The 22091-nt window shown below is 72.2% G+C and carries 17 protein-coding genes; 8 read left to right on the forward strand and 9 right to left on the reverse strand.

Translation table 11 applies throughout. From position 1 onward, the window contains the following. Window positions 1–361: 361 nt before the first annotated feature. Window positions 362–856 carry a beta-class carbonic anhydrase gene (locus tag ABD844_RS34440; protein WP_344887263.1) on the reverse strand — a complete coding sequence of 165 codons (495 nt, stop codon included), beginning with the start codon at window positions 854–856 and terminating at the stop codon, window positions 362–364. Window positions 857–994: 138 nt separating this feature from the next. Between ABD844_RS34440 and ABD844_RS34445 the strand changes: the two genes are divergently transcribed. Next, window positions 995–1309: a hypothetical protein gene (locus ABD844_RS34445; RefSeq protein ID WP_344887265.1), complete on the forward strand. Its 315-nt coding sequence runs from the start codon at window positions 995–997 to the stop codon at window positions 1307–1309. 545 nt (window positions 1310–1854) lie between these two features. Here the strand turns inward: ABD844_RS34445 and ABD844_RS34450 are convergent. The 4 genes from ABD844_RS34450 to ABD844_RS34465 all read right to left on the reverse strand — a co-directional run bounded on the left by ABD844_RS34450 (window position 1855) and on the right by ABD844_RS34465 (window position 5384). Beyond that, window positions 1855–2661 carry an SAM-dependent methyltransferase gene (locus ABD844_RS34450; protein WP_344887267.1) on the reverse strand — a complete coding sequence of 269 codons (807 nt, stop codon included), beginning with the start codon at window positions 2659–2661 and terminating at the stop codon, window positions 1855–1857. Window positions 2662–2743: 82 nt separating this feature from the next. Next, a complete protein-coding gene (locus ABD844_RS34455) occupies window positions 2744–3685 on the reverse strand; it encodes an ABC transporter permease (RefSeq protein WP_344887269.1) in 942 nt (313 codons plus the stop codon). Next, on the reverse strand, window positions 3682–4704 hold the full coding sequence (locus tag ABD844_RS34460; RefSeq protein WP_344887271.1) for a sugar ABC transporter substrate-binding protein: 1023 nt from the start codon (window positions 4702–4704) through the stop codon (window positions 3682–3684). Before ABD844_RS34460 ends, ABD844_RS34455 begins: the two co-directional genes overlap by 4 nt. A 116-nt stretch (window positions 4705–4820) precedes the next feature. Continuing rightward, complete coding sequence (locus ABD844_RS34465) at window positions 4821–5384, reverse strand: thioredoxin family protein (RefSeq protein WP_344887273.1); 564 nt, start codon at window positions 5382–5384, stop codon at window positions 4821–4823. 34 nt (window positions 5385–5418) lie between these two features. Between ABD844_RS34465 and ABD844_RS34470 the strand changes: the two genes are divergently transcribed. Further along, window positions 5419–5787: a VOC family protein gene (locus ABD844_RS34470; RefSeq protein WP_344887275.1), complete on the forward strand. Its 369-nt coding sequence runs from the start codon at window positions 5419–5421 to the stop codon at window positions 5785–5787. 42 nt (window positions 5788–5829) lie between these two features. On the opposite strand, the gene ABD844_RS34475 is transcribed toward ABD844_RS34470, so the two are convergent. Together ABD844_RS34475 and ABD844_RS34480 are read right to left on the reverse strand one after the other, a co-directional pair. After that, entirely contained in the window at window positions 5830–8922 is a 3093-nt protein-coding gene (locus tag ABD844_RS34475; RefSeq protein ID WP_344887277.1) for a glycoside hydrolase family 3 N-terminal domain-containing protein, read from the reverse strand. Between the two features lie 127 nt (window positions 8923–9049). Beyond that, window positions 9050–11575 carry a DNA gyrase/topoisomerase IV subunit A gene (locus ABD844_RS34480; protein ID WP_344887279.1) on the reverse strand — a complete coding sequence of 842 codons (2526 nt, stop codon included), beginning with the start codon at window positions 11573–11575 and terminating at the stop codon, window positions 9050–9052. Window positions 11576–11702: 127 nt separating this feature from the next. On the opposite strand from ABD844_RS34480, the gene ABD844_RS34485 reads away from it, so the two are divergent. Then, complete coding sequence (locus tag ABD844_RS34485; RefSeq protein WP_344887281.1) at window positions 11703–12527, forward strand: TauD/TfdA dioxygenase family protein; 825 nt, start codon at window positions 11703–11705, stop codon at window positions 12525–12527. A gap of 96 nt (window positions 12528–12623) precedes the next feature. After that, window positions 12624–14738: a RecQ family ATP-dependent DNA helicase gene (locus ABD844_RS34490; protein ID WP_344887283.1), complete on the forward strand. Its 2115-nt coding sequence runs from the start codon at window positions 12624–12626 to the stop codon at window positions 14736–14738. Window positions 14739–14826: 88 nt separating this feature from the next. Here ABD844_RS34490 and ABD844_RS34495 read toward each other — a convergent pair whose 3' ends face one another. Beyond that, window positions 14827–15720 (reverse strand): carbohydrate kinase family protein, encoded by an 894-nt coding sequence (locus tag ABD844_RS34495; RefSeq protein WP_344887285.1) that lies wholly within the window; start codon window positions 15718–15720, stop codon window positions 14827–14829. Between the two features lie 181 nt (window positions 15721–15901). Between ABD844_RS34495 and ABD844_RS34500 the strand changes: the two genes are divergently transcribed. The 4 genes from ABD844_RS34500 to ABD844_RS34515 all read left to right on the forward strand — a co-directional run bounded on the left by ABD844_RS34500 (window position 15902) and on the right by ABD844_RS34515 (window position 21497). After that, window positions 15902–18583 carry a bifunctional acetate--CoA ligase family protein/GNAT family N-acetyltransferase gene (locus ABD844_RS34500; protein ID WP_344887287.1) on the forward strand — a complete coding sequence of 894 codons (2682 nt, stop codon included), beginning with the start codon at window positions 15902–15904 and terminating at the stop codon, window positions 18581–18583. Between the two features lie 114 nt (window positions 18584–18697). Then, complete coding sequence (locus ABD844_RS34505) at window positions 18698–19288, forward strand: DUF5998 family protein (protein WP_344887289.1); 591 nt, start codon at window positions 18698–18700, stop codon at window positions 19286–19288. Window positions 19289–19569: 281 nt separating this feature from the next. Beyond that, window positions 19570–20679 (forward strand): alkaline phosphatase family protein, encoded by a 1110-nt coding sequence (locus ABD844_RS34510; protein WP_344887291.1) that lies wholly within the window; start codon window positions 19570–19572, stop codon window positions 20677–20679. Then, the gene (locus ABD844_RS34515) at window positions 20676–21497 is read left to right on the forward strand and encodes a sulfurtransferase (protein ID WP_344887293.1); all 822 of its coding nucleotides are present in this window, start codon (window positions 20676–20678) and stop codon (window positions 21495–21497) included. The genes ABD844_RS34510 and ABD844_RS34515 overlap by 4 nt, the downstream gene beginning before the upstream one ends. A gap of 25 nt (window positions 21498–21522) precedes the next feature. Here ABD844_RS34515 and ABD844_RS34520 read toward each other — a convergent pair. Further along, a partial coding sequence (locus tag ABD844_RS34520; RefSeq protein ID WP_344887295.1) for a CHAT domain-containing protein occupies window positions 21523–22091 on the reverse strand: 569 nt, incomplete at its 5' end.

Genomic DNA, 22091 nt, shown 5'->3' on the forward strand with positions numbered 1-22091 from the left:
GCCCCGCTTCACGGCACCGGAGGGTAGGCGTGCTCCGCCTCTTCACGATGCCGGAGGGGCGGTGTGTTGTCCGGGCTGCTTCGCGGGCCTGACCGGAGGCGCTGACGGGTGCCTTGCGTGGCTTGTGTCTTGTGTGCGGCTGTGACCTATGTGTCGCTTGTGTTCTGGTCGAGGCGCTGGAGGGCCCTTGCAGGGCGCTGAGGCTCTCCTGGTCCCGTTGGTGCTCCCTGGGTCTTCTGGGGCGGCTGTGGTGGCGTGTGGGGCGTTGTGGGCCTCCCCTGAGGGCGGGGAGGGCCCGTGGGTCCTTGGCTCGCGGGGTCGAGGCGTGCCGGGGACGGTGGCCCGCCTCTTCGGGTACGCGCTAGTGCGGGGAGGGCGTCAGGCGGCCCGTACGGACGTCGTAGATGGCACCGGCCACCGGCGTGCCCTCCGGCAGGAACGGCGTGGTACGGATGCGGGTGAGGTCGTGCCGGAGCGCCTCGTTCTGGTCGGGCACCGTGTGGAACTCCAGGCTGCGGGTGTCCACCCCGCGCTCCTGGGTGAGGGCGTGCACGTCTGAGTCGGTCACCTTGGTCATGCCGCAGTCCGTGTGCGGCATGACGAGCACCCGCTCCACTCCGAGCAGGTAAACGGCCAGCACCAAAGTACGCAGCACGTCGTCCGTAACCCGCGCACCGGCGTTGCGCAGGATCTTGGCGTCGCCGGGCTTCAGTCCCAGCAGTCCGAGCGGGTCGATGCGGGAGTCCATGCAGGTCACCACGGCCAGTCCGCGGGCCGCGCGGCCGGTGAGCGTGGAAGTCCCGAACGTCTCGGCGAACTTCGCGTTGGCGGCAAACACGTCGTCGAACTCACTCATGCCACAAATAATCCCGCACGTCTTAGATGCGGAGCTTCCGGGGTGGCGACTGGCTGGACTTGGCAAACGTCCCACGAAAGTCGCTCACTTTGAGTGATGATGTCGTAGCCGTATGCACATGATCGAAGAAGGTCTGTCGTGAGTAGGTCAGAATCGCTCGCCGCGTATCTCCGCGCCCAAGCCCGGCGCCGCCTCGACCGCGTGGAGTCCAAGGACGGTGGCCGCAACGCCAAGTGCGCGCTGGCCCTCCTCGACACCGCCGCCTATGCGGCCGGCCTTCCCGAGGACGATCCGCTCATCCTCATGCTCGACCAGGCGGGATGCTTCGGGCCGCTGGGGTGTGAGCAGTTCGACCCTGGGGAGGCGGGCACCAAGCTGATCCGGCACTGGGAGGGTGGCGAGCCGCACGAACTGCTGCTCGCCCTCCCGGCTGCGATCTCCGCCGCGACCTGAGGGCTGCGCGTCCCCGGCGGCCTGAGGTCTGCGCCATGTGGACCTGAGGCTGCCGCCGGGCCGAGGTGGCTCCCGGGCTGGTGGCTCTGCGGTCTGAGGGCTGCGCCATGTGGACCTGAGGCTGCCGCCGGGCCGAGGTGGCTCCCGGGCTGATGGCTCCCGGGCTGGTGGCTTGTGGTCTCCGACGAGGGGCAGGCCCCCGGGGGCGAGCCTGGGTGGGGTCGGGTGAGGGGCAAGTTCCCATGGCGGTGGCCTTGAGGTGCCGGACGAGGGGGCAGGCTCCCGTGATCGCGCGCGAAGTGCCGATGGGCTGGGGCGGCGGCGGTGCGGGTGATGGCCGGGCCGTGGTGGTCACTGGGCTGAGGCGATGGTGCCGGAGGTGGCTGGTTTGGCGCTTCTGGGCTGAGGCGATGGTGCCGGAGGTGGCTGGTTTGGTGCTTCTGGGGTGAGACGGTGGTGCCGGTTTGGGGTCTTTGGGCCGGGGCGGTGGTGCTGTCGAGGTGCCGGGTTGTGGGGTGGGGTCAGGTGCCGGGTTGTGGGGCGGGTCAGGAGGGTTTGTGGGCGACGCCCACGTACCACCATTCGCCGCCCGCGAGCCCCTTCTCCCACTCCTCCTCTGGCCGCCAGTCCGCCACGTGCGTCACCCCCGGCTCCACCAGGTCGAAGCCGTCGAACATCTGCTTCACCCGATCCCGGCTGCGGTGGACGAGGGGCGCGTCCGCGTTCCTGTACACCTCGCGGGCCGCGACCCCGACCTCCGGGTGGGCGTCGTCGGTGAGGTGGGAGACGATCAGCGCGCTGCCGGGCGCCATGCGTTCGCGGAAGGCCGCCACGATGCCCCAGGGGTCTTCCTGGTCGGTCACGCAGTGCAGGACCCCGACGAAGACCACGCCCACCGGCCGGCTGAAGTCGATGAGCCGCTTGGTCTCGGGGTCGTCGAGGATCGAGGCGGGCTCGCGGACGTCGGCGTGCACGATGGTGATGTCCGTGTCGGTGCTGGCCAGCAGGGCGCGGGCGTGGACGACCACCACCGGGTCGTAGTCGACGTAGACGACGCGCGCGTCCGGCTGGATCGTACGGGCGACCTCGTGGACGTTGTTCTGGTTGGGCAGGCCGGTGCCCAGGTCGATGAACTGGTCGATGCCCCGCTCTGCGACATACCGTACGGCGCGCCCCAGAAAACGCCGGTTGGCCAGGCAGATCTCCCTGCTGGGCCCCAGCGCCATGATCTTCTCGGCGGCTTCCCGATCAGCGGCGAAGTTGTCCTTGCCGCCGAGGTAGTAGTCGTACATCCGCGCCGCGTTCGGGACGTTGGGGTTGATCCCCCTCGGGACGCGCGGGGCGTTGGTCATCTCGGTCCTTCACAGGATTTGTCACGTTATCTGCTGAAAGCAGATCGTAACTTGATTGTCACACAAGATGTCGATCTTTTGGTTAACTCGGGCGATGCCTGAGGGCGTAGTCGATGCTCACGGCGGCCAGGATGAGCAGACCTTCGACGATCGGGCGATAGGTGGAATCCCAGCCGAGCAGGTTGAAGCCGTTGCCGATGAGCGTCAGGATCAGCACACCCACCATGCCGCGCCAGACGGCGCCCTGGCCGCCCAGGATACTCGTTCCGCCGATCACGGCCGCCGCGATGGCCGTCAGCTCCAGCAGCGTCCCCATGTCGGCCTGGGCCGAGCCGCCCCGCGCGGCCAGCACCAGCCCGGCCAGGGCGGCGCAGACGCCGCTGAGCGCGAAGACCCCCACGCGGACCGAGCGCACGCCGATGCCGGAAAGCCGGGCCGCTTCGGGGTTGCCGCCGACGGCGTACACCCGGCGGCCGAACGTGGTACGCGCCAGCAGCACCGTCGTGACCACGGCCACCGCGACCAGCAGGAAGGAGGCGGCCGTGACGCCGCCCGCGACGGTGGGCCAGCTCAGCGACTGGAAGCCCGCCAGCCGGTCGGGCCCAGGGTAGACGATCGCGCCACCGGTGATCACCAGCGCCAGGCCGCGGTGCACGATGCTCAGCGCGAGCGTGGCGATGAACGAGTGCACCCGCGTCAGCACCACGACCACGCCGTTCACCGTGCCGAGCAGGGCACCGGTCGCGATTCCCGCGGCGTACCCGGCGGGGACCCCGGCGCTCTCGGTGACGAGCACCGCGACGATCGCGCTCACGGCGAGCACCGCGCCGGCCGACAGGTCGAACACGCCGCCGATCACGCACAGCGTCATGCCGCACGCCAGCAGCCCGACGACGACGGCCTGGTCCAGCAGGTTGACCAGGTTCGCCGAGGTCAGGAACGTGTCGGTGGACAGCGCGAGCACCGCCACGAGGGCGGCGACCGCCAGCAGGATGCCGTGGTCCCGCAGGGTGCGCGCGGTCATTCGTCGTATTCGCCGCTCACCTGGGCCAGCGCGTCCTTGGTCCCCATGCTCGTGCCGGGCTGGACGTCGGTCATGATGTTGGTGTCGGGCACCTGCTTGCCGAGCGCCCTGCCCAGGCCCAGCTCGGCAGCCTTGGCGCCGAGGGTCTTGACCGGCAGATAGTACGCGGCGAACCAGCGTCCCTCCTGTACCGCCTTGACGGTCTGCCGGGAGGCGCCGTTGGCGATGAACATGACCTCCTTGCCCCCGGCCACCGCCTCGGCCCCGAGGATGGCCTGCGACGCGCCGATGACCACGTCGATGCCGGGCTCCCGCTGCAGCACGTCCTGCATGGCCTTGCGCCCGCTCTCCTGCGTGTAGCCGCCCTCCAGCCGCGCCTTGACGCGGACGTTCGGGGCGGCCTCCAGCGCGCCGACGGCGGCCTGCGTGCGTGCGTTGTCCAGCGGCAGCGCCTTGAGCCCTTCCAGGTAGCCGACCTCGCAGGGGTTCAGCTTCTTGCTCTCACACGCCTGGACCGCCAGCCTGCCCAGGCCCTCGCCGTTCAGCGTGGGCACGTCGACCAGCGTGATCGTGCCGTCGACCTGCGGCTGGGCGGTGTCGTAGCGGGTGCCGACGGGAGTGAAGTGCACGACGACGGTGACGCCCGCCTGTACGGCCGAGCGGATCGCCGGCACCACGGCCGCCCCGTCGTTGGCCTGCACCACGAACACGTCGAAGCGCTTGGCCGTCACCGCGTCCTGGAGTTGGCGCACCTGGGCCTGGGCGTCGAAGTTCGGGTCGAGGAACTCGGCCGTGGCGCCGTTGGCCCTGGCGTGCTCCTCGATGCCGGCGAACGTGGCCGCCGAGAACGAGTTGGCCTTGGCGAATCCGAAGAACCCGATCCGCTTGGCGCCGGCGGAGGCGGCGGCCGAGGTGGCGGGGCTCGGCCGGCCGCCGCCCGAGTTCGGGTTGACGCAGGCGGTGGCCAGCAGCGAGATCAGTGCCAGGGTGGGTAACGCAGTCCAACGTGCGACCATCATGGTCTCCATTCGGGTCGTCGGCGACTCGCCCGGACTTCGTGGTGATGATCATAGGGAAGCCAGGGCGGGTCGACGAGGTGAATGGGGATCGTCGCCCGAAATCGGAGAAGTCCGTATCAAGCGGGCGCGTTGCCCGGCTTCCACTTGATGCTGCAGCCGAGCGAGGGGTTCTGCCGCTCCGGTACGGACTCCCCGTCGAGCACGGCGTCGACGGCGGACCGCAGGGATGAACCGGTCACCGGCTCGTCGTTGCCCGGCCGGGCACCGTCGAACTCGCCGCGGTAGACGAGCCGGAACTGGCCGTCGTACAGGAAGAAGTCGGGCGTGCAGGCCGCCCGGTACGCCTTGGCCACCTCCTGGGTGTCGTCCAGCAGGTACGGAAACGTGAACCCGGCCCGCGCCGCCTGCTCCGCGAGGTGCGTCGGATCGTCGTCGGGGTAGTTCACGGCGTCGTTGCTGCAGATGGCGACAACGGACAACCTGGCACCGTAGTCTCTGGCCAGGATGCCGAGGCCGGCTTCGATGTGGCGTACGTACGGGCAGTGGTTGGAGAGGAAGACCACCACAGTGGCGGGTGAGCCCTTGAGGTCTTCGAGTGACACGCTGCCGCCGTCGATGGCGGTCAGATCGAAGGCGGGCGCGGGAGTGCCGAGCGGGACCATGAACGAATTGGCAGCCATGGCATCCATTGTCGTCGGAGAAAGGTGGAGAGTGATGGGCGGCATCGCCGAGTTCAGATCAGTCGTGTTGGACTGCCGCGATCCACAAGGGCTGGCCGAGTTCTACTCCAGGCTGCTGGGCCGGCCGGTGACCTCGGTCGAGGACGACTGGGTGGTGGTCAGCGACGGCTCGTTCCCCCGGCTGGCCTTCCAGCTCGCGCCCGACCACCAGCCGCCGGTCTGGCCCGACCCCGACCGGCCGCAGCAGTTCCACCTCGATTTCACGGTGCACGACATGGACGCGGCGGAGGCCGAGGCGATCAAGATCGGGGCGGTCAAGCACGAGCACCAGCCCAGCGAGGACGACAGCTTCCGGGTGTTCCTCGACCCGGCGGGCCACCCCTTCTGCCTCTGCCTCCCCTGACGAAGCCGGGACCGGCCCGCGCGGGGCCGGTCCCGTGACGGGTCAGCGACCGGCCTGGGCCAGCAGGTCCACCGCCTTCCTCAGCTCGCCCTCGGCCAGCTCGTGATCGGCCGACGCCTGGAGGTCGGGCCGCTTGCCCGCGCTCTGCGCGAGGTCCCTGGCCACCGAGACGACGGCGTCGTCCACCGCGTACGAGTCGCTCTTCGAACGTTCGAGCAGCGACGCCGCCGCGCCGAGCGCGTCCAGCACCGCCCGCGGGTCGCGGACCGAGCCGTCGGCGTTCCAGTGGCGGCCTGACAGGGCAAGGGTCAGCGCCGCCGCGGCGCCCCTGGCCGAGCCGTCGCCGCGGGCCAGCTCGTCCCTGGCGGCCTTGAGCCGGTCGCGGGCCCGGTCGGTACGCAGCCCCCACCCGTACGGGAAGAGCGGGTCGTACGAGGCGTCACCCACGTTGATCGGCACCTGCTCCGCCGACCTGAACCAGGTGAACGGCAGCCGCCCGGTGTAGGGCACGGCGCCGAACAGCGGATCGGCCACCCCGTCGCCCTCGGTGCCGGGCAGCCAGGCCGCCACCACGGCCTCGACGCCGGAGAGGTCGCCCAGCGACATCGGCCGCCCGGAGACCACCAGGACGACGCACTTCACGGCCCCGCACACCTTGTCGACCGCCGCCCGGTCGGCCGCCGACAGCTCCAGCGTGCGACCGGCGCGGCCCACGTCGCCCTGCCCTTCGGCGTACGGGGTCTCGCCCACCACCACGACGCCGACGTCGTGCCCGGTCGGGTCGGCCGAGGCGTCGCGCGACCAGGTCACGGAGGCGGCGCGGGAGCGGACGGCCTGCAGGATCGTGGTGCCGGGCGTGATCGGCCCCGACGAACCCTGCCAGGTGATCGTCCAGCCGCCCGACTGGTTGCCGATGTCGTCGGCGTTCGAGCCGGCCACGTACACCTTGGCGTCGCGGCGCAGCGGCAGCAGCCCGCCGTCGTTCTTCAGCAGCACCTGAGACTTGGCCGCGGCCGTGCGGGCGACCGCGCGGTGCGCCGCCGAGCCGACGTCGCCGAGGCGGGAGCGGTCGGCGTACGGGCGCTCGAACAGCCCGAGCCGGAACTTCTGGGTCAGGATCCTGGCCACCGCGTCGTCCACCCGGGCCATCGGCACGCGCCCGGCCTCGACCTCGGCCGTGAGCGCACCGGTGAACTGCGGGTACGCGTACGGCACCATGATCATGTCCAGCCCCGCGTTGACCGACGTGCGCACGTCGGTGGCGTAGTCGCCGGGGAGCTGGTCGATGGCCGCCCAGTCGCTGATCACGAACCCCTCGAACCCGAGCCGGCCCTTGAGCGTCCCGTTGATCAGCTCGTCGTGGGCGTGCATCTTCAGCGGCCCGTCGCCGAAGTCCACGCTGGAGAACGAGGGCATCACGGTGGCCACGCCCCGCTCGACCGCCTCCTCGAACGGCCGCAGGTGGATCGCCTCCAGCTCCTCCCGGCTCACCTTCGTGACGCCCTGGTCGATCGTGTAGTCGCCGGTGGTCGAGGAGCCGTACGCGGTGCCGCCGTCGCCGGCGTAGTGCTTGGCGGTGGCCAGCACCCCGTTGTCCTGCAGCCCGTCGACGATCGTGGCCATCCGGGTCACCAGCGCGGGGTCCTCGCCGAACGACTCGTACGCGCGGCCCCAGCGGTCGTCGCGCGAGACGCACAGGCACGGCGCGAAGTTCCACGGGATGCCCGTGGCCTTGACCTCCCTGGCCGTGATCTTGCCCGTCTGCTCGACCAGCGCCGGGTCACGGGTGGCGCCCAGGCCGACGTTGTGCGGGAAGATCGTGGCGCCGACCACGTTGTTGTGGCCGTGCACCGCGTCCACGCCGTAGATCAGCGGCACCTGCAGGCGGGTCTGCCGGGTCTGGAGCTGGAAGGCGTCGATCATGTCGGCCCACGCCTTCGGGGTGTTCTGCGCCGGGGTCGAGCCGCCGCCCGACAGCAGGGAGCCCAGCCGGTAGGCGGCGATGTCGCTCTGCTTGGCCAGCGCCCCGCGCTCGGCCTGCGTCATCTGGCCGACCTTCTCCTCCAGCGTCATCCTGGACAGCAGGTCGGCCACGCGCTCTTTGACGGGCTTGCGGGCGTTCAGGTACGGGAGGCCGTGGGCGTTGATCACGACCACCGGCGCCTCGGCAGGCGGTCTGGTGCCCGTGCCGGACAGCTCGATCGGGAGGGTCTCGGCCACCTCGTCCTGCCCGTCACGCAGGGTCTTGACGGTGAACGTCCTGGACGACCCGGACGCCGTGCCAGCCGGGAACGTCAGCGTGCCCTCGACTGCGGTGTAGTCCGCGCCGGGGGTCGCGGTGCCCGTGCCGGTGCGGTAGCCGACGGCCAGGTCGGTGGTGAGGGGCGTGCCGGTGGCCGTGGCGATCGTGACGGTCACCTCGGCCGCGCCCCTCTCGTTCACCGGGTGGACGGGGTCGGCGGTGGACAGGCGTACCGGGCGTGGGGGAGCCGTGCCGTACACCTGGACCTCGTCCCAGAGCAGCGTGCCGGACGCGGTGGGCAGGCGCACCGCGTAGCCCCAGATGGCGACCAGGTCCAGCTCGCCGTCCGTCGGCGCGCCGCCCGGCTGGTAGTCGGCGCGGCGGGTGAAGCTCGCGAACGGCACCTCCACCTTGCGCCAGCCGGCCGTGTCGTCGGTGAACGACGACTCGAACAGCTCCGCGTTGCCGGGGCCGCCGCCGCCGTCCTTGAGCTCGAAGAAGGTCCGCCGGCCTGAGCCGGTGCCGTTCACCCAGAACGAGAAGCCCTCGTACGGGGACCAGTCCTGCGTCACGGGCAGGTCGTGGGACCAGCCGCCCCATTGGCTGACCTGGTAGACGGACTTGAGCGCCCGGTTGGCCGCGGGGGCGCCGGGGCGGTCGGGGGCCTGTTCGACGGTGAGCGTGGGGGTCGAGGCGGCGTCGTTGCCCCAGGCGTACACGCCGGTGGGGACGCCGTCGGACTCGAAGTCGGTGACGGTCTGCGGATCGGCGGCGGTCGCGGCCTGAGCGGGCGGGGCAGGCGGCAGGGCGGCCAGCAGGCCGGCCAGCAGTGCCGTGACCAGGGGGACGATCAGGGCTGGCGCCCCCCATAAGGGGCGTCTGGGTCGGGACACGTTACCTCCAGTGCTGAGAGAGCGCTCTCTCAGAGGAGATCGTCGTCCGGACCGGTTTCATAACAACGCCGTGCCCGCCCAGGTGAGCGGGAGCGCCACGCACGGCGCTCCCGCTCGGGGCCGGGCGTCACTCGTCGGCGGAGCCGTCGTCCTCCAGCGCCGCGGACGGTGCCGCGCCGCCGGGCAGGGCCTCGAGAGTGGCGGCCAGGGCGCCGCCGACCGCGCCGATGGTGTGGGTCAGTCGCACCCCGGAGCCGTCGCGCCGCCCCACCTCGTCGGGCAGCGGCACCGGCTTGCCCACCGCCGAGACAGCCTTGGCCGGGGCCGGGCCCGCCCAGGCCAGCAGCAGCTCGTCCTCGCCCTTGAGGAAGCGCTGGGCCCGCACGCCGCCGGTGGCCCGGCCCTTGGCGGGGAACTCGGCGTAGTCGGACACCTTGCCGCCGCCCACCTGCGTGCCGGGCAGCGCCGTGGAGGAGCCGGCGACGGTGACGACCGTGGCCGGGGCGCCGGGGTCGACCACGCCGAACCAGACCACCCGGGCGCCGTCGTCGAGCCGGATGCCGGCCATGCCGCCCGCCGGCCGCCCCTGGGGCCGGACGAGCGCGGCGGTGAAGCGCAGGAGCTGCGCGTCGGAGGAGATGAACACCAGGTCATGCGACTCGGACACCAGCTCGACCGCGCCCACCACGCTGTCGCCGTCTTTCAGGGTGATCACTTCGAAGTCGTCGCGGTTGGCCGGGTAGTCGGGCACCACCCGCTTGACCACGCCCTGCGCCGTGCCCAGGGCCAGCCCCGGGCTCTCGGGGTCGAGCGAGCCGAGGCCGACCACCTTCTCGTCGGGCTGCAGCGACACGTATTCGGACACCGGGTGCCCGCCCGACAGCGACGGCGGGTTGGCCGAGGGCGGTAGCGTCGGCAGGTCGACGACCTGGACCCGGATCAGCCGGCCCAGCGAGGTGACGACGCCGACCTCGCCGCGCACTGTCGTGCGTACGACGTTGACCAGCACGTCGTGCGCCGCGCGCTCGCCCTCGCCCGGCAACGGCGTGGCGTCGGAGGTGCGGGCCAGCAGCCCGGTGGAGGACAGCAGGGCCAGGCACGGGTCATCGGCCACCTGGAGGTCGACCACCGGCGTGCGGGTGACGCCGGGCGCCTCCAGCAGCACCGTACGGCGCGGCGTGCCGTACTTCTTGGCCACGTCGCCCAGCTCGCCCGACACCACCTGGCGCAGCTTCGTCTCGGAGGAGAGGATCTCCGTCAGCTTGGCGATCTCGTCGCTCAGCGTCTCCTTCTCGCGGTCGAGCTCCAGCTTGTCGAAGCGGGTCAGGCGGCGCAGCGGCGTGTCGAGGATGTAGGCGGCCTGGATGTCCGTCAGCCCGAACACCTCCATCAGCCGCTCGCGCGCCTGCGCCGAGTCGTCGGAGGCGCGGATGACCCGGATGACCTCGTCGATGTTGAGCAGCGCGATGATGAGGCCGTCGACCAGGTGGAGGCGCTCCTCGCGCTTGCGCCGCCGGAACTCCGACCTGCGCCGCACGACCTCGATCCGGTGGTCGACGTAGACCTGCAGCAGCTCGCGCAGCCCGAGCGTGCGCGGCTCGCCGTCGACCAGGGCGACGTTGTTGATGCCGAACGTCTCCTCCATCGGCGTGAGCCGGTAGAGCTCCTCGAGGACCGCCTCGGGGATGAAGCCGTTTTTGATCTCGATGACCAGCCGCAGGCCCTTGTGCCGGTCGGTGAGGTCTTTGAGATCGGCGATGCCCTGGAGCTTCTTGCTGGTCACCAGCTCCTTGATCTTGGTGACCACGCGCTCGGGGCCGACGTTGTAGGGCAGCTCGGTGACGATGATGCCCTTGCGCCGGGGCGTGATCTGCTCGACCGTGCACCTGGCCCGCATGCGGAACGTGCCACGCCCGGTCTCGTACGCGTCGCGCACGCCCTGCAGCCCGATGATCGTGCCGCCCGTGGGCAGGTCGGGCCCCGGCACGAACCTCATCAGCTCGTCGAGCGTCGCGTCGGGCTTCTTGATGAGGTGGCGGGCGGCGGCCACGACCTCGGCGAGGTTGTGCGGCGCCATGTTGGTGGCCATGCCGACCGCGATGCCGCTGGTGCCGTTGACCAGCAGGTTGGGGTAGGCCGACGGCATGACGACCGGCTCGGTCTCCTGGCCGTCGTAGTTGGGCTTGAAGTCGACGGTGTCCTCGTCGAGCGACTCGACCATGAGCATCGCCGCCGGGGCCAGCCTGGCCTCGGTGTAACGCATGGCGGCGGGCAGGTCGTCGGGCGAGCCGAAGTTGCCGTGCCCGTCGACCAGCGGCAGCCGCATCGAGAACGGCTGTGCCAGGCGCACCAGCGCGTCGTAGATGGCGCTGTCGCCGTGGGGGTGCAGCTTGCCCATGACGTCGCCGACGACGCGGGAGCACTTGACGTGCCCCCGGTCCGGACGCAGACCCATCTCGCTCATCGAGTAGAGGATGCGCCGCTGCACCGGCTTGAGACCGTCACGAGCGTCGGGCAGAGCCCGTTGGTAGATCACTGAGTAGGCGTACTCGAGGTAGCTCGCGCGCATCTCGGAGGAGACGTCGATGTCGACGATGCGCTCCTCGAAGTCCTCGGGCGGGGGTGCAGTCGTGCGTCGGGCCATGTCGAACATTGTGCCGAAGGTATTCGGGTGCCCGCGACTCGTTGCGCCACTCATTGTGCGAGAGTCGCGCTTGACCAAGCAATTGCTTGGGTCGTACGTTCGAGGTCGAGGGTTCCCATCTGACTCCGGAGGCGTCATGATCGAGTTCCATCCCGTGACCAAGCACATCGGCGCCGAGGTCACCGGGGTCGATCTGCGCAAGCCGCTCTCGCCGGACCAGGTCGCGACCCTGCGGGCGGGGTGGCTGCGGCACCTCGTGCTGTTCTTCCGCGACCAGCACATCGACGACGAGCAGCACCTGCAGTTCGCGCTCAACTTCGGCACGCTCAACCACCCGGCCTTCAAGAAGGACGCCACCAGCCCCATCCACGTGCTCGACCAGACCTCGCCCAAGGGGGAGGGCGGCGACGAGTGGCACAGCGACAACACCTTCGAGCCGACGCCGCCGATGGGCTCGCTGCTGCGCTGCATGCAGCTCCCGAGCGTCGGCGGCGACACGTGCTGGGCCAACACATATCTGGCGTACGAGACGCTCTCGCCGCCCGTCCAGCGGCTGTGCGACGAGCTGACGGCCGTGCACGACATCACCATGTCGATGAAGAAGGCGATCTCGAAGGGGCATCCGTTCGACCTGGCGGAGATCCAGGCCAGGTGGCCGCCGGTGGAGCGGCCCGTCGTACGCGTGCACGCCGAGACGGGGCGCAAGGCGCTGTTCGTCAACCGGGCCTCGACGACGCGGCTGGTGGGGTTGAGCGACCGGGAGAACGAGGCGCTGCTGCCGTACCTGATCGACCACATCCGCTCCCCGGAGTTCCAGCTCCGGCTGCGGTGGCGGCCCGGCACGCTGGCCTTCTGGGACAACCGCCCGACCCAGCACTACGCGGTGGCCGACTACACCGAACGCCGCCGCATGCACCGCGTCACCGTCAACGCCTTCCCCGAGCACGCCGACCCCTCCTGATCCCGCCCGCCGCTGCCGCCCCTCGGCACCGGCCCGGCGCGGTGGTTCGCGGGGAAGCGGCGCATTCCGTCGGGCGGAGCTGGTAACAAGGGAGGCATGATTGACGCCCCCGATGCCGGGATGCTGCGGGAAGAGGCCGAGGAGCGCCTGCGGGCGCTGGCGGGTGAGCACGCAGTGCTCCGTGACGACCAGTGGGCCGCCATCGAGGCCCTCGTGGTCGGCCGCCGCAGAGTGCTGGTGGTGCAGCGCACCGGCTGGGGCAAGTCGGCCGTCTACTTCGTGGCCACCGCCCTCCTGCGCGAGCTGGGCGAGGGCCCCACGGTCATCGTCTCGCCGCTGCTGGCCCTCATGCGCAACCAGATCGCCGCCGCCGAGCGCGCCGGCATCAGGGCGGTCACGATCAACTCCGCCAACCCCGAGGCGTGGGAGGAGATCTACGGCCAGGTCGCCGACGGGATGGTCGACCTGCTGCTGGTCAGCCCCGAGCGGCTCAACAACCCCGACTTCCGCGACAACGTCCTGCCCGAGCTGGCCGAGAGCGCCGGTCTCGTGGTGGTCGACGAGGCCCACTGCATCTCCGACTGGGGCCACGACTTCAGGCCCGACTACCGCAGGCTGTCCACGCTGTTCGCGGACCTGCCGCCGGGCATCCCCGTCCTGGCCACCACGGCCACCGCCAACGCCCGCGTCACCCGCGACGTGGCCGAGCAGCTCCGCCTGCCGCCCGAGCTGCGGCCCGACGGCGACGACACGCTCGTGCTGCGCGGGCCGCTGGAGCGCGAGAGCCTCCACCTGAGCGTCGTCCGCCTGCCCGGCGCCGAGCAGCGCCTGGCCTGGCTGGCGCAGACGCTGCGCGAGCTGCCCGGCTCCGGCATCGTCTACACCCTCACCGTGGCCGCCGCCCACGAGATCGCCGGCTACCTGCGCGAGCAGGGCTTCGAGGTGGCCGCCTACTCGGGCCAGACCGAGCCGGCCGAGCGGCTGGCGGCGGAGGAGGCGCTGCTCGGCAACACGATCAAGGCACTGGTGGCCACCAGCGCGCTCGGGATGGGCTTCGACAAGCCCGACCTCGGGTTCGTGGTGCACATGGGGGCGCCGCAGTCGCCGGTCGCCTACTACCAGCAGGTCGGCAGGGCCGGGCGTGGCGTCGAGCGGGCCGAGGTGATCCTGCTGCCCGGAGCCGAAGACCGCGAGATCTGGTCCTACTTCGCCTCGCTGGCCTTCCCGCCCGAGCCCGTCGTACGCACCACGCTCCAGACCCTGGAAGAGCGGGGTGTCATGTCCACCCCCGCCCTGGAGACCGCCGTAGACCTGAGCCGCAGCCGCCTGGAGATGATGCTCAAGGTCCTCGACGTCGACGGTGCGGTCCGCCGGGTCAAGGGCGGCTGGGAGGCCACCGGGGAGCCGTGGGCCTACGACGCCGAGCGCTACGCCCGCATCGCCGCCGAGCGCCGCGCCGAGCAGGACGCCATGCTCGCCTACCTGACCACCACCGAGTGCCGCGAGCAGTTCCTGCGCGGGCACCTCGACGACGAGAGCGCCACGCCGTGCGGCCGCTGCGACAACTGCACGGGCCGGCACCGCTCGCCCGACATCGGCGCGCAGGCCGTCGAGAGCGCCCGCGAGCGGCTGAGCAGGCCGGGCGTGGAGATCGAGGCCCGCAGGCAGTGGCCGACCGGCCTGGCCGACCTGTCCGGGCGGATCAAGCCCGACCTGGGCGCCGAGCCCGGCAGGGCGCTCGGGCGGTTGACCGACATCGGCTGGGGCAACCGGCTGCGAGAGCTGTTCGGCGGCGACGACGGGGCGGTGCCCGACGACGTGTTCGCGGCCGTGGTCAAGGTGCTGTCGGCGTGGGAGTGGCGCGAGCGGCCGGTGGCGGTCGTCAGCGTGCCCTCCGCGACGCGGCCCAAGCTGGTGCGCGGGTTCGCCGAGCGGCTGGCGCAGATCGGCCGGCTGACATACCTGGGGGAGCTGGGCTACCGGGCGGGCTCGCCGGGGCGGCAGTTCAACAGCGCCAAGCGGGTGCAGGCGATCAGGGCCACGCTGGCCATGCCGAAAGACGTGGGCGCCGCGATCGCCGAGTGCGGCGGGCCCGTGCTGTTGGTGGACGACCGCGTCGACACCGGATGGACGATGACGCTGGCGGCGGCCCAGGTGCGCCACGCGGGCGCCCCCGCCGTGCTGCCGCTGGCCCTGGCGGTCACGAGCTAGCGGTCACATCGACACGACGCCCCGGGCCGCCACGCGCGGCCCGGGTCCTCGAACGAGCCGCGCGGTCGTGAAACGGCGGGCGCGGGGCCTAGAACGGCGGGCGGGCGCCCAGGTGCATGATCGCCTTGGCCGCCAACCGGCAGCCCGAGGCCAGCGCCTCGGCCGGAGGCTTGCCCTCCAGCCACACGGGCAGGAACCCGGCGCAGAACGCGTCGCCCCCGCCCGTGCCGTCGACGATCTTGTCGACCGGGTCGGCGGCGACGTGCACGGGGTCGGGGCGGCCGTTGCTGAACCACAGCGCGCCCTCGGCGTTCATCTTGATCACGACCTGCGGGAACCACGCGGTCAGCACCTTGGCCGCGGCCTCGGGATCGTCGCGGCCGGTGAGCACCTTCGCCTGGTCGGAGTTGGCGAACAGCAGCTTGACGCCGTTGGTCCACTCGAGGAACGGCTCGGCGCCCGTGCGCTCCAGCGGCGCGCTGGAGGCGCAGTCGACCGAGATCGACATGCCGGTGCGCCTGGCCATGTCGAGCGCCGCGAGACCGGCGTCGCGCGAGCCCTCGTTGATCAGCGTGTAGCCGGAGATGTGCAGATGGGACCCGGAGGCGAACAGATCGCGCGGCAGGTCGTCCGGCGACAGCGCGGCGTTGGCGCCGGGGTCGGACAACATGGTGCGCTCACCCTTGTGCGTCACCAGCACCACACAGGTGCCGGTGGGCCGCTCGGGATCCATGACGAGCCGGGCGTCCACGCCGTAGCCCATCAGCTCCATGTCACGGTTTCGCCCCGTGATGTCGGCTCCCCTGCGACCGATGAAGGCCACATCGGCACCTTCGACGGCCAGCCAGGAAGAGATGTTCGCCCCCGAACCGCCGCCGTGCATCGTCACGATCGCCGGGGTGTCGCTTGCGCGGGCGAGCGCATAACGGGCGCGCGCCACCGCGTCGGTCATGAGATCGCCCACCACGACGACCCGCGTCATGATGTCACCACCTTGCTGCCTTCAGATCGAGCCGGGCTACGGCAAAACGCCACCGTAAACGTAACAGCTTCCGGGCTGCCCGTGGGGCGTACCTCCGACACCCGGTAACAGTCGATGCACAAGCGTTGCCCAACAGGGCCCTCGGTCTTGGGATTTGGGATGCGGGTTTACGCTCGGGACTGTGGAGGCACACTATCCGGCCCACTGGGAGGCCGACGTCGTCCTGGCCGACGGTGGCACCGCGCACGTCAGGCCGATCCGGCCCGCCGACGCCGACCGTCTCCGCTCGTTCTACTCCCGCCTGTCCGACGAGTCGATCTACTTCCGGTTCTTCGGGCCCCGGCCCCGGTTGTCCGACAGGGAGGTCGAGCGCTTCACCAACGTCGACTACCTCAGCCGGGTCGCCCTGATCGCCACCATCGGCACCGAGATGGTGGCCGTGATCCGCTACGACCGCACCGGTCCGGGCGAGGCCGAGATCGCCTTCCTCGTCGAGGACGCCCACCAGGGCAGGGGAGTGGCCTCCGTCCTGCTGGAGCACCTGGCCGAGACCGCCCGCGAGCGCGGCATCGAACGTTTCGTCGCCGACGTCCTGCCCGCCAACATGCGCATGACGGGGCTGCTGCGCCAGGCCGGCTACACGGCGCAGAGCCAGTTCGAGGACGGCGTCGTCCGCATGACGCTCGACCTCACCCCCACCGACACCTCGGCCGAGGTGCGGGCCGCCCGCGAGCACCGCGCCGAGGCCCGCTCGATCGCCCGCCTGCTCACCCCCGGCTCCGTCGCGGTCATCGGCGCCTCGCGCGAGCCGGGCGGCGTGGGCCAGACCGTCCTGCGCAACCTGCTGGCCGCTGACTTCACCGGGCCCGTCTATCCCGTGCACCGGGAGGTGCGGGCGGTGGCGGGCGTGCGCGCGTACCCGAGCGTGGGGGCGATCGACGGCGAGGTCGACCTGGCCGTGGTCGCCGTGCCCGCCGAGGGCGTGCTCGACGTCGTCGAGGAGTGTGCGGAGAAGGGTGTGCACGGCCTGGTCGTGGTCTCCTCCGGGTTCGGCGAGACCGGCGCCCAAGGCCGGGCCAGGCAGGACGAGCTGGCCCGCATCGCCCGCTCCTACGGCCTGCGCGTCGTGGGCCCCAACTGTCTCGGCATCGCCAACACCGACCCGGCCGTCAAGCTCAACGCCACCCTCGCCGCCACCGTGCCGGGCCGGGGCAAGGTGGGCTTCTTCAGCCAGTCGGGCGCGCTCGGCACCGCGCTGCTGCAACGGGTGGCGCAGCGCGGCATGGGCATCTCGTCGCTCGTCTCCGCGGGCAACAGGGCCGACGTGTCGGGCAACGACCTGCTGCAGTATTGGGAGGAGGACGACTCCACCGAGGTGATCCTCCTCTACCTGGAGTCGCTCGGCAATCCGCGCAAGTTCGCCCGGCTGGCCAGGCGCATCGCCCGCCGCAAGCCCATCGTGGTGGTCAAGAGCGGCGGCACCCCCTCCGGGCACTCGGCGGAGGAGCTGGGGCTGCCCGACTCGGCGATCAGCTCGCTGTTCGAGCAGGCGGGGCTGATCAGGGTCGACGACCTGATCCAGCTCTTCGACGTGGGGCAGTTGCTGGCCTACCAGCCGCTGCCCGCCGGGCCGAGGGTCGCGCTCGTGACCAACTCCGACGCGCTCGGCCTGCTGGCCGCCCACGCCTGCCGCGCCGCCGGTCTCGACCCGCGCCCGCCGGTCAACCTGGGCGCGTCCGCCGGGCCCGCCGAGTACGGCACGGCCCTCGGCGGCGAACTGGCCTCCCCCGAGGTGGACGCGGCCGTCGTGATCTACATGCCGCCGATCCCCGGCGAGACCGACGAGGTGGCGGCCGAGCTGCTGCGGGTGTCGAAAGACGCGGGTAAGCCGGTGCTCACGACGTTCCGCGGGCACCTGGGCATGCATCCGGCCCTGCGCCTGCCGGGCGACGGGCCCGCACGCGGGTCGATTCCGTCGTACGCGGCCCCCGAGGAGGCCGTACGCGCTCTCGCCCGCGTGGTGCGCTACGCGAAATGGCGGGCGCGACCGGTGGTGCCGCCGCCCGAGCTGGACGGCATCGACACCGCCCGCGCCAAGGTCCTGGTCCATGAGAGCCTGCGGGGCTGCGCCGCTCCCGAGTCCCAACCTGGGGGCGCGCCCGTCGGTGGGCCCGTTGGTGGGTTCGCGCAGGCGGGGCCGCCGGTCGAGATCGACGCCGCCGAGCTGCTGTCCTGCTACGGGCTGACCGTCTGGCCCGCCGAGACCGTACGCTCGCCCGACGAGGCGGTGGCCGCCGCCGAACGGCTCGGCTGGCCCGTGGTGGTCAAGGTGGCCGACCCCGGGGCCGCGCGCCGGGCCGGCACCGTACGCCTGGGGCTCACCGGGCCCGAGATGGTCCGGCACGCGTACGCCGAGCTGCTCGGGCCGGGCGCGGGGGTGGAGCTGGCCGTGCAGCGGATGGCGCCGCAGCCCGCCGTGCCGACGGTCGTGGGCGTGGTCGAGGATCCGGCGTTCGGGCCGGTCGTGACGTTCGGGCTGGGCGAGGTGACCGCGCGCCTCCTGCTCGACCAGGGCTTCCGCCCGGCGCCGCTGACCGGGGAGGACGCCGCCGACCTGGTGCGATCCGTACGCGCCGCGCCCCTGCTGTTCGGCCAGTACGGCTACCCGCCGGTGGCCGTGCACGCCCTGGAAGACCTCCTCGTACGCGTCGGCCGCCTGGCCAACGACCTGCCGGAGGTGGCCCGCCTCGATCTCGACCCGGTGCTCGTGGGCGAGTCCGACGTGATGATCCTGGGCGCCTGCGCCACCCTGCGCACCCCGGCGGGCCCGCGCCTCGACGGCGGTCCCCGGCGGCTGTCGTGATCCGCTCTGAGCGAAGAAAGTGGCAAAAATTACCCGCTGTTGCCCTGCGTAAGACGTTATAGAGCGTTATGTCCGGCGGATGAGTGCGCAGCCCGTCCCTGGCAGGATGGAGCCATGAGGGAAACCCGAGTCTCAGCCGCGGGCCTGCGTGAAGCGATCGAGCGCAGCGGCTACTACCCCGACCTCGTCACCGATGCGGTCGAATCCGCGCTGGGCAAGGAGGCCGTGACCGCGTTCGTGGTCCATCACGAGGCGACCTTCGACCCCGCGATGGAGGTGCGCAGGCACGTCACCGTGCTCGTGCTGTCGGCGACGCGGCTGCTGGTCTGCCACACCGACGAGCACCCGGCGGTCGAGGGCGTCTCGGCGTCCCACGCCTCCACCACCACCGAGGCGGTGCGCCTGAGCCGCGTCCAGTCGGTCGCCGTCACCCGGGTGGTGCCCGACCCCGCCTCCTACGTCCCCGGCGTCCCTCCCACGGAGGCGACGCTCACCATCGGCTGGGGCGCCATCTCCCACGTCGACCTCGAGCCGGCCACCTGCGGCGACGAAAACTGCGAGGCCGACCACGGCTACACGGGCGCGATCACGGCCGACGACCTGTCACTGCGGGTCAGCGAGGCCGCCGACGGGCCCGAGGCGGTCACCCACGTCCTGTCCTTCGCCAAGGCACTCTCGGAGGCCACCGCCCGCGCCGTGGCCTGACGCCCCGCCCTCCCTCTCCCTCCCGTGGCGCGGCCCTCCTTCCGGCGCGACGGCCACTTCACCGCGCCCCTCTCCCGTCGCTCTCCCGCCCGGCACCGCGCTCCCTTCGCGCCCCTTTCGCCAGCTGCCGCCCCAGGAATCCCATCGGCCCCGCCACCCGCATCACCCGTTCTCGCACGGGCTCGGCTCGCCCGTGCCCGAGGGCCTCAGCCGTCAGGACGGCGGGGCGCGTCGAGCCCGCGAGCCGGTTAGGGGAGATCGCGAGAGGTTACACTGAGGGCATGCTGGTGCCGGGTTACGGCGGCGGGTCGCTCGCCGATCTGCCGGGCTCACTGCTGGCCGCGCTGGGCCTGCGCGAGCCCAACGCGCTGGCGCTGGAGCCGGCCGACCGAGTCTGCCTCTTCCTGGTCGACGGCCTCGGCGCCGAGCTGCTCAGCGCCCACCCCGAGACCGCCCCCTTCCTGTCCGCGCTCCAGAGCAGGACGATCACCGCCGGTTTCCCCGCCACCACCGTCACCAGCCTGTGCTCCCTGGGCACCGGCCTGACGCCGGGCGAGCACGGCATGGTGGGCCTCATGCTCGCCGTGCCCGGCACCGGCCACCTGTTCAACTGCCTGCGCTGGACCCTCCCCGGCGGCCGCACGATCGACCCCGACGAATGGCAGCCGGCCCCCACCGTCTACGAGCGCGCCGCCGGCGCCGGCGTCGAGTCCGTCTACGTCGCCCCCGCCGAGTTCGAGGGCACCGGCCTGACCAGGGCCGTCTACCGCGGCGTACGCTACGTTCCCGCCGACACCGTCGACGAGCGGGTCGCCCGCGTCCACGAGGCCCTGCGCGAGCGGCGGGCCCACGTTACCGTCTACTACGGCGACCTCGACGCCGCCGGGCACATGACGGGCTGGGGCAGCGAGGAGTGGCTGCGTCAGCTCGCCGTCGTCGACGACATGGCGCGGCGTCTGGCCGAGGGCCTGCCGCCCGGCGCGGCCCTCTACGTCACCGCCGACCACGGCATGATCAACGCCACCGAGAAGATCGACGCGGAGACCGTCCCCGAGCTGACCGAGGGCGTGGCGCTGCTCGGCGGCGAGGCCAGGGCCAGGCACGTCTACACCCGCCCTGGCGCCGGGAAACAGGTGCTGGAGGCGTGGCGCGAGACCCTCGGCGGCAAGGCGTGGGTGGTGTCCAGGCAGGAGGCGGTCGAGTCGGGCTGGTTCGGCCCCCGCGTACGCGACGTGTGGCTCGAACGCATCGGCGACGTCGTGGCCGTGCCCCGCGGCGGCCTGGCCATCACCGCTCCCACCAGGCATCCGATCGAGGCCCTCTTCACCGGCTACCACGGCTCGCTGACGTCGGCCGAACAGCACGTCCCGCTCCTGGAGGTACGCCCGTGACCAGCCCGCTCATCACTCCCGCCGATCTGGCCGCGCTCGACGGCGCGACGGTGCTCGACGTGCGCTGGCGGCTCGGCGGGCCGCCCGGGCTGGAGTCGTACCGCGAGGGCCACATCGGCGGGGCCGTCTACTGCGACCTCGACACCGACCTCGCGGCCCGTCCCGGCCGGGGCGGGCGGCACCCGCTGCCGGGCGCGGCGGCGTTCCAGGGCGCGATGCGGCGGCTGGGCGTGCGCGGCGGGCGCCCGGTGGTGGTCTACGACGACGCCGCCGGCACCGTCGCCGCCAGGGCCTGGTGGACGCTGCGATACTTCGGCCACCACGATGTACGCGTGCTCGACGGCGGCCTGCCCGCCTGGATCGCGGCCGGGCTGCCGATCGCCAAGGAGGTCCCCGAGCCGGTGGAGGGCGACTTCACCGCGCGTCCCGGCGGCATGCCGGTGCTGACGGCCGACGAGGCGGCGGCGCTGCCCGGCCGGGGCGTGCTGCTCGACGCCCGAGCGGGCGAGCGTTACCGGGGCGAGGTGGAGCCGGTCGATCCGGCGGCCGGGCACGTTCCCGGGGCGGTCAGCGCGCCCACGACCGGCAACGTCGGGCCCGACGGCAGGTTCCTCGACCCGCGGGAGCTGCGGGCCCGCTTCGCCGGGCTGGGCGTGGGCGAGGGGGTCGAGGCCGGAGCCTACTGCGGCTCCGGGGTGACGGCCGCCCACGAGGTGCTGGCGCTGGAGGTGGCCGGCCTGCCGGCGGCGCTGTACGCGGGCTCCTGGTCCGACTGGGTGTCCGACCCGTCCCGCCCCGTCGCCACCGGCCCTTCGTAGGCAAGCGCCTCCCGGCACAGCGCCGCTAATAGAGCGGCTGGTCGCCTGCTCCGAAGCAGGCGAAGCCGTTCTCGCCCGTCTTGGCCGCCGCGCACGCCAGCGCCGCGTCCGGCGGCTCCCCGGCGGCCACCAGCTCGTGGAACGCGCTCATCACCGCCCTGGCCGCCTCGTCCCGCACCGGCACCATCCCCGCGATCACGCAGGACGACCCCTTGGCCAGGAACGTCCCCGGCAACCCCAGCGGCGCCCCCTCCATCGGCGTGCGCGACATCCCCGAGTTGCACGCCGACAGCACCACCAGCCCCGCCGAACGGGCGACGTCCAGCAGGTCGTAGGCCATGAGCGAGCCGTCCTCCAGCGTGATGCCCGACACCAGCGGGCTGCGCGCGTGGAACACCCCGTGGGCCGCCAGGTGCACGACGTCCACCTCGGCCAGCGCCTCCAGCACCGGCACGATGCGCCCGGGAACCTGCCGCCCGCCCGGATGGCAGGCCAGCACGTGCGCCACCTCGGCGTGCGCGTGCGCCAGCGCCGGACCGGCCGCCGCCGCCACGGAGGGCGGCCCGGCCGTGCGGGAGCCCCGGGACCGGCGGG

The sequence above is a fragment of the Nonomuraea antimicrobica genome (assembly GCF_039536965.1).
Taxonomy (GTDB): domain Bacteria; phylum Actinomycetota; class Actinomycetes; order Streptosporangiales; family Streptosporangiaceae; genus Nonomuraea; species Nonomuraea antimicrobica.

Bases quoted from the DNA above. Each gene is read 5' to 3' on its own strand.
- ABD844_RS34455 (WP_344887269.1), bottom strand. From the start codon at position 3,685: ATGACCGCGCGCACCCTGCGGGACCACGGCATCCTGCTGGCGGTCGCC.
- ABD844_RS34490 (WP_344887283.1), top strand. From the start codon at position 12,624: ATGATTGACGCCCCCGATGCCGGGATGCTGCGGGAAGAGGCCGAGGAG.
- ABD844_RS34470 (WP_344887275.1), top strand. From the start codon at position 5,419: ATGGGCGGCATCGCCGAGTTCAGATCAGTCGTGTTGGACTGCCGCGAT.
- ABD844_RS34450 (WP_344887267.1), bottom strand. From the start codon at position 2,661: ATGACCAACGCCCCGCGCGTCCCGAGGGGGATCAACCCCAACGTCCCG.
- ABD844_RS34495 (WP_344887285.1), bottom strand. From the start codon at position 15,720: ATGACGCGGGTCGTCGTGGTGGGCGATCTCATGACCGACGCGGTGGCG.
- ABD844_RS34465 (WP_344887273.1), bottom strand. From the start codon at position 5,384: ATGGCTGCCAATTCGTTCATGGTCCCGCTCGGCACTCCCGCGCCCGCC.
- ABD844_RS34510 (WP_344887291.1), top strand. From the start codon at position 19,570: ATGCTGGTGCCGGGTTACGGCGGCGGGTCGCTCGCCGATCTGCCGGGC.
- ABD844_RS34480 (WP_344887279.1), bottom strand. From the start codon at position 11,575: ATGTTCGACATGGCCCGACGCACGACTGCACCCCCGCCCGAGGACTTC.
- ABD844_RS34505 (WP_344887289.1), top strand. From the start codon at position 18,698: ATGAGGGAAACCCGAGTCTCAGCCGCGGGCCTGCGTGAAGCGATCGAG.
- ABD844_RS34440 (WP_344887263.1), bottom strand. From the start codon at position 856: ATGAGTGAGTTCGACGACGTGTTTGCCGCCAACGCGAAGTTCGCCGAG.
- ABD844_RS34485 (WP_344887281.1), top strand. From the start codon at position 11,703: ATGATCGAGTTCCATCCCGTGACCAAGCACATCGGCGCCGAGGTCACC.
- ABD844_RS34460 (WP_344887271.1), bottom strand. From the start codon at position 4,704: ATGATGGTCGCACGTTGGACTGCGTTACCCACCCTGGCACTGATCTCG.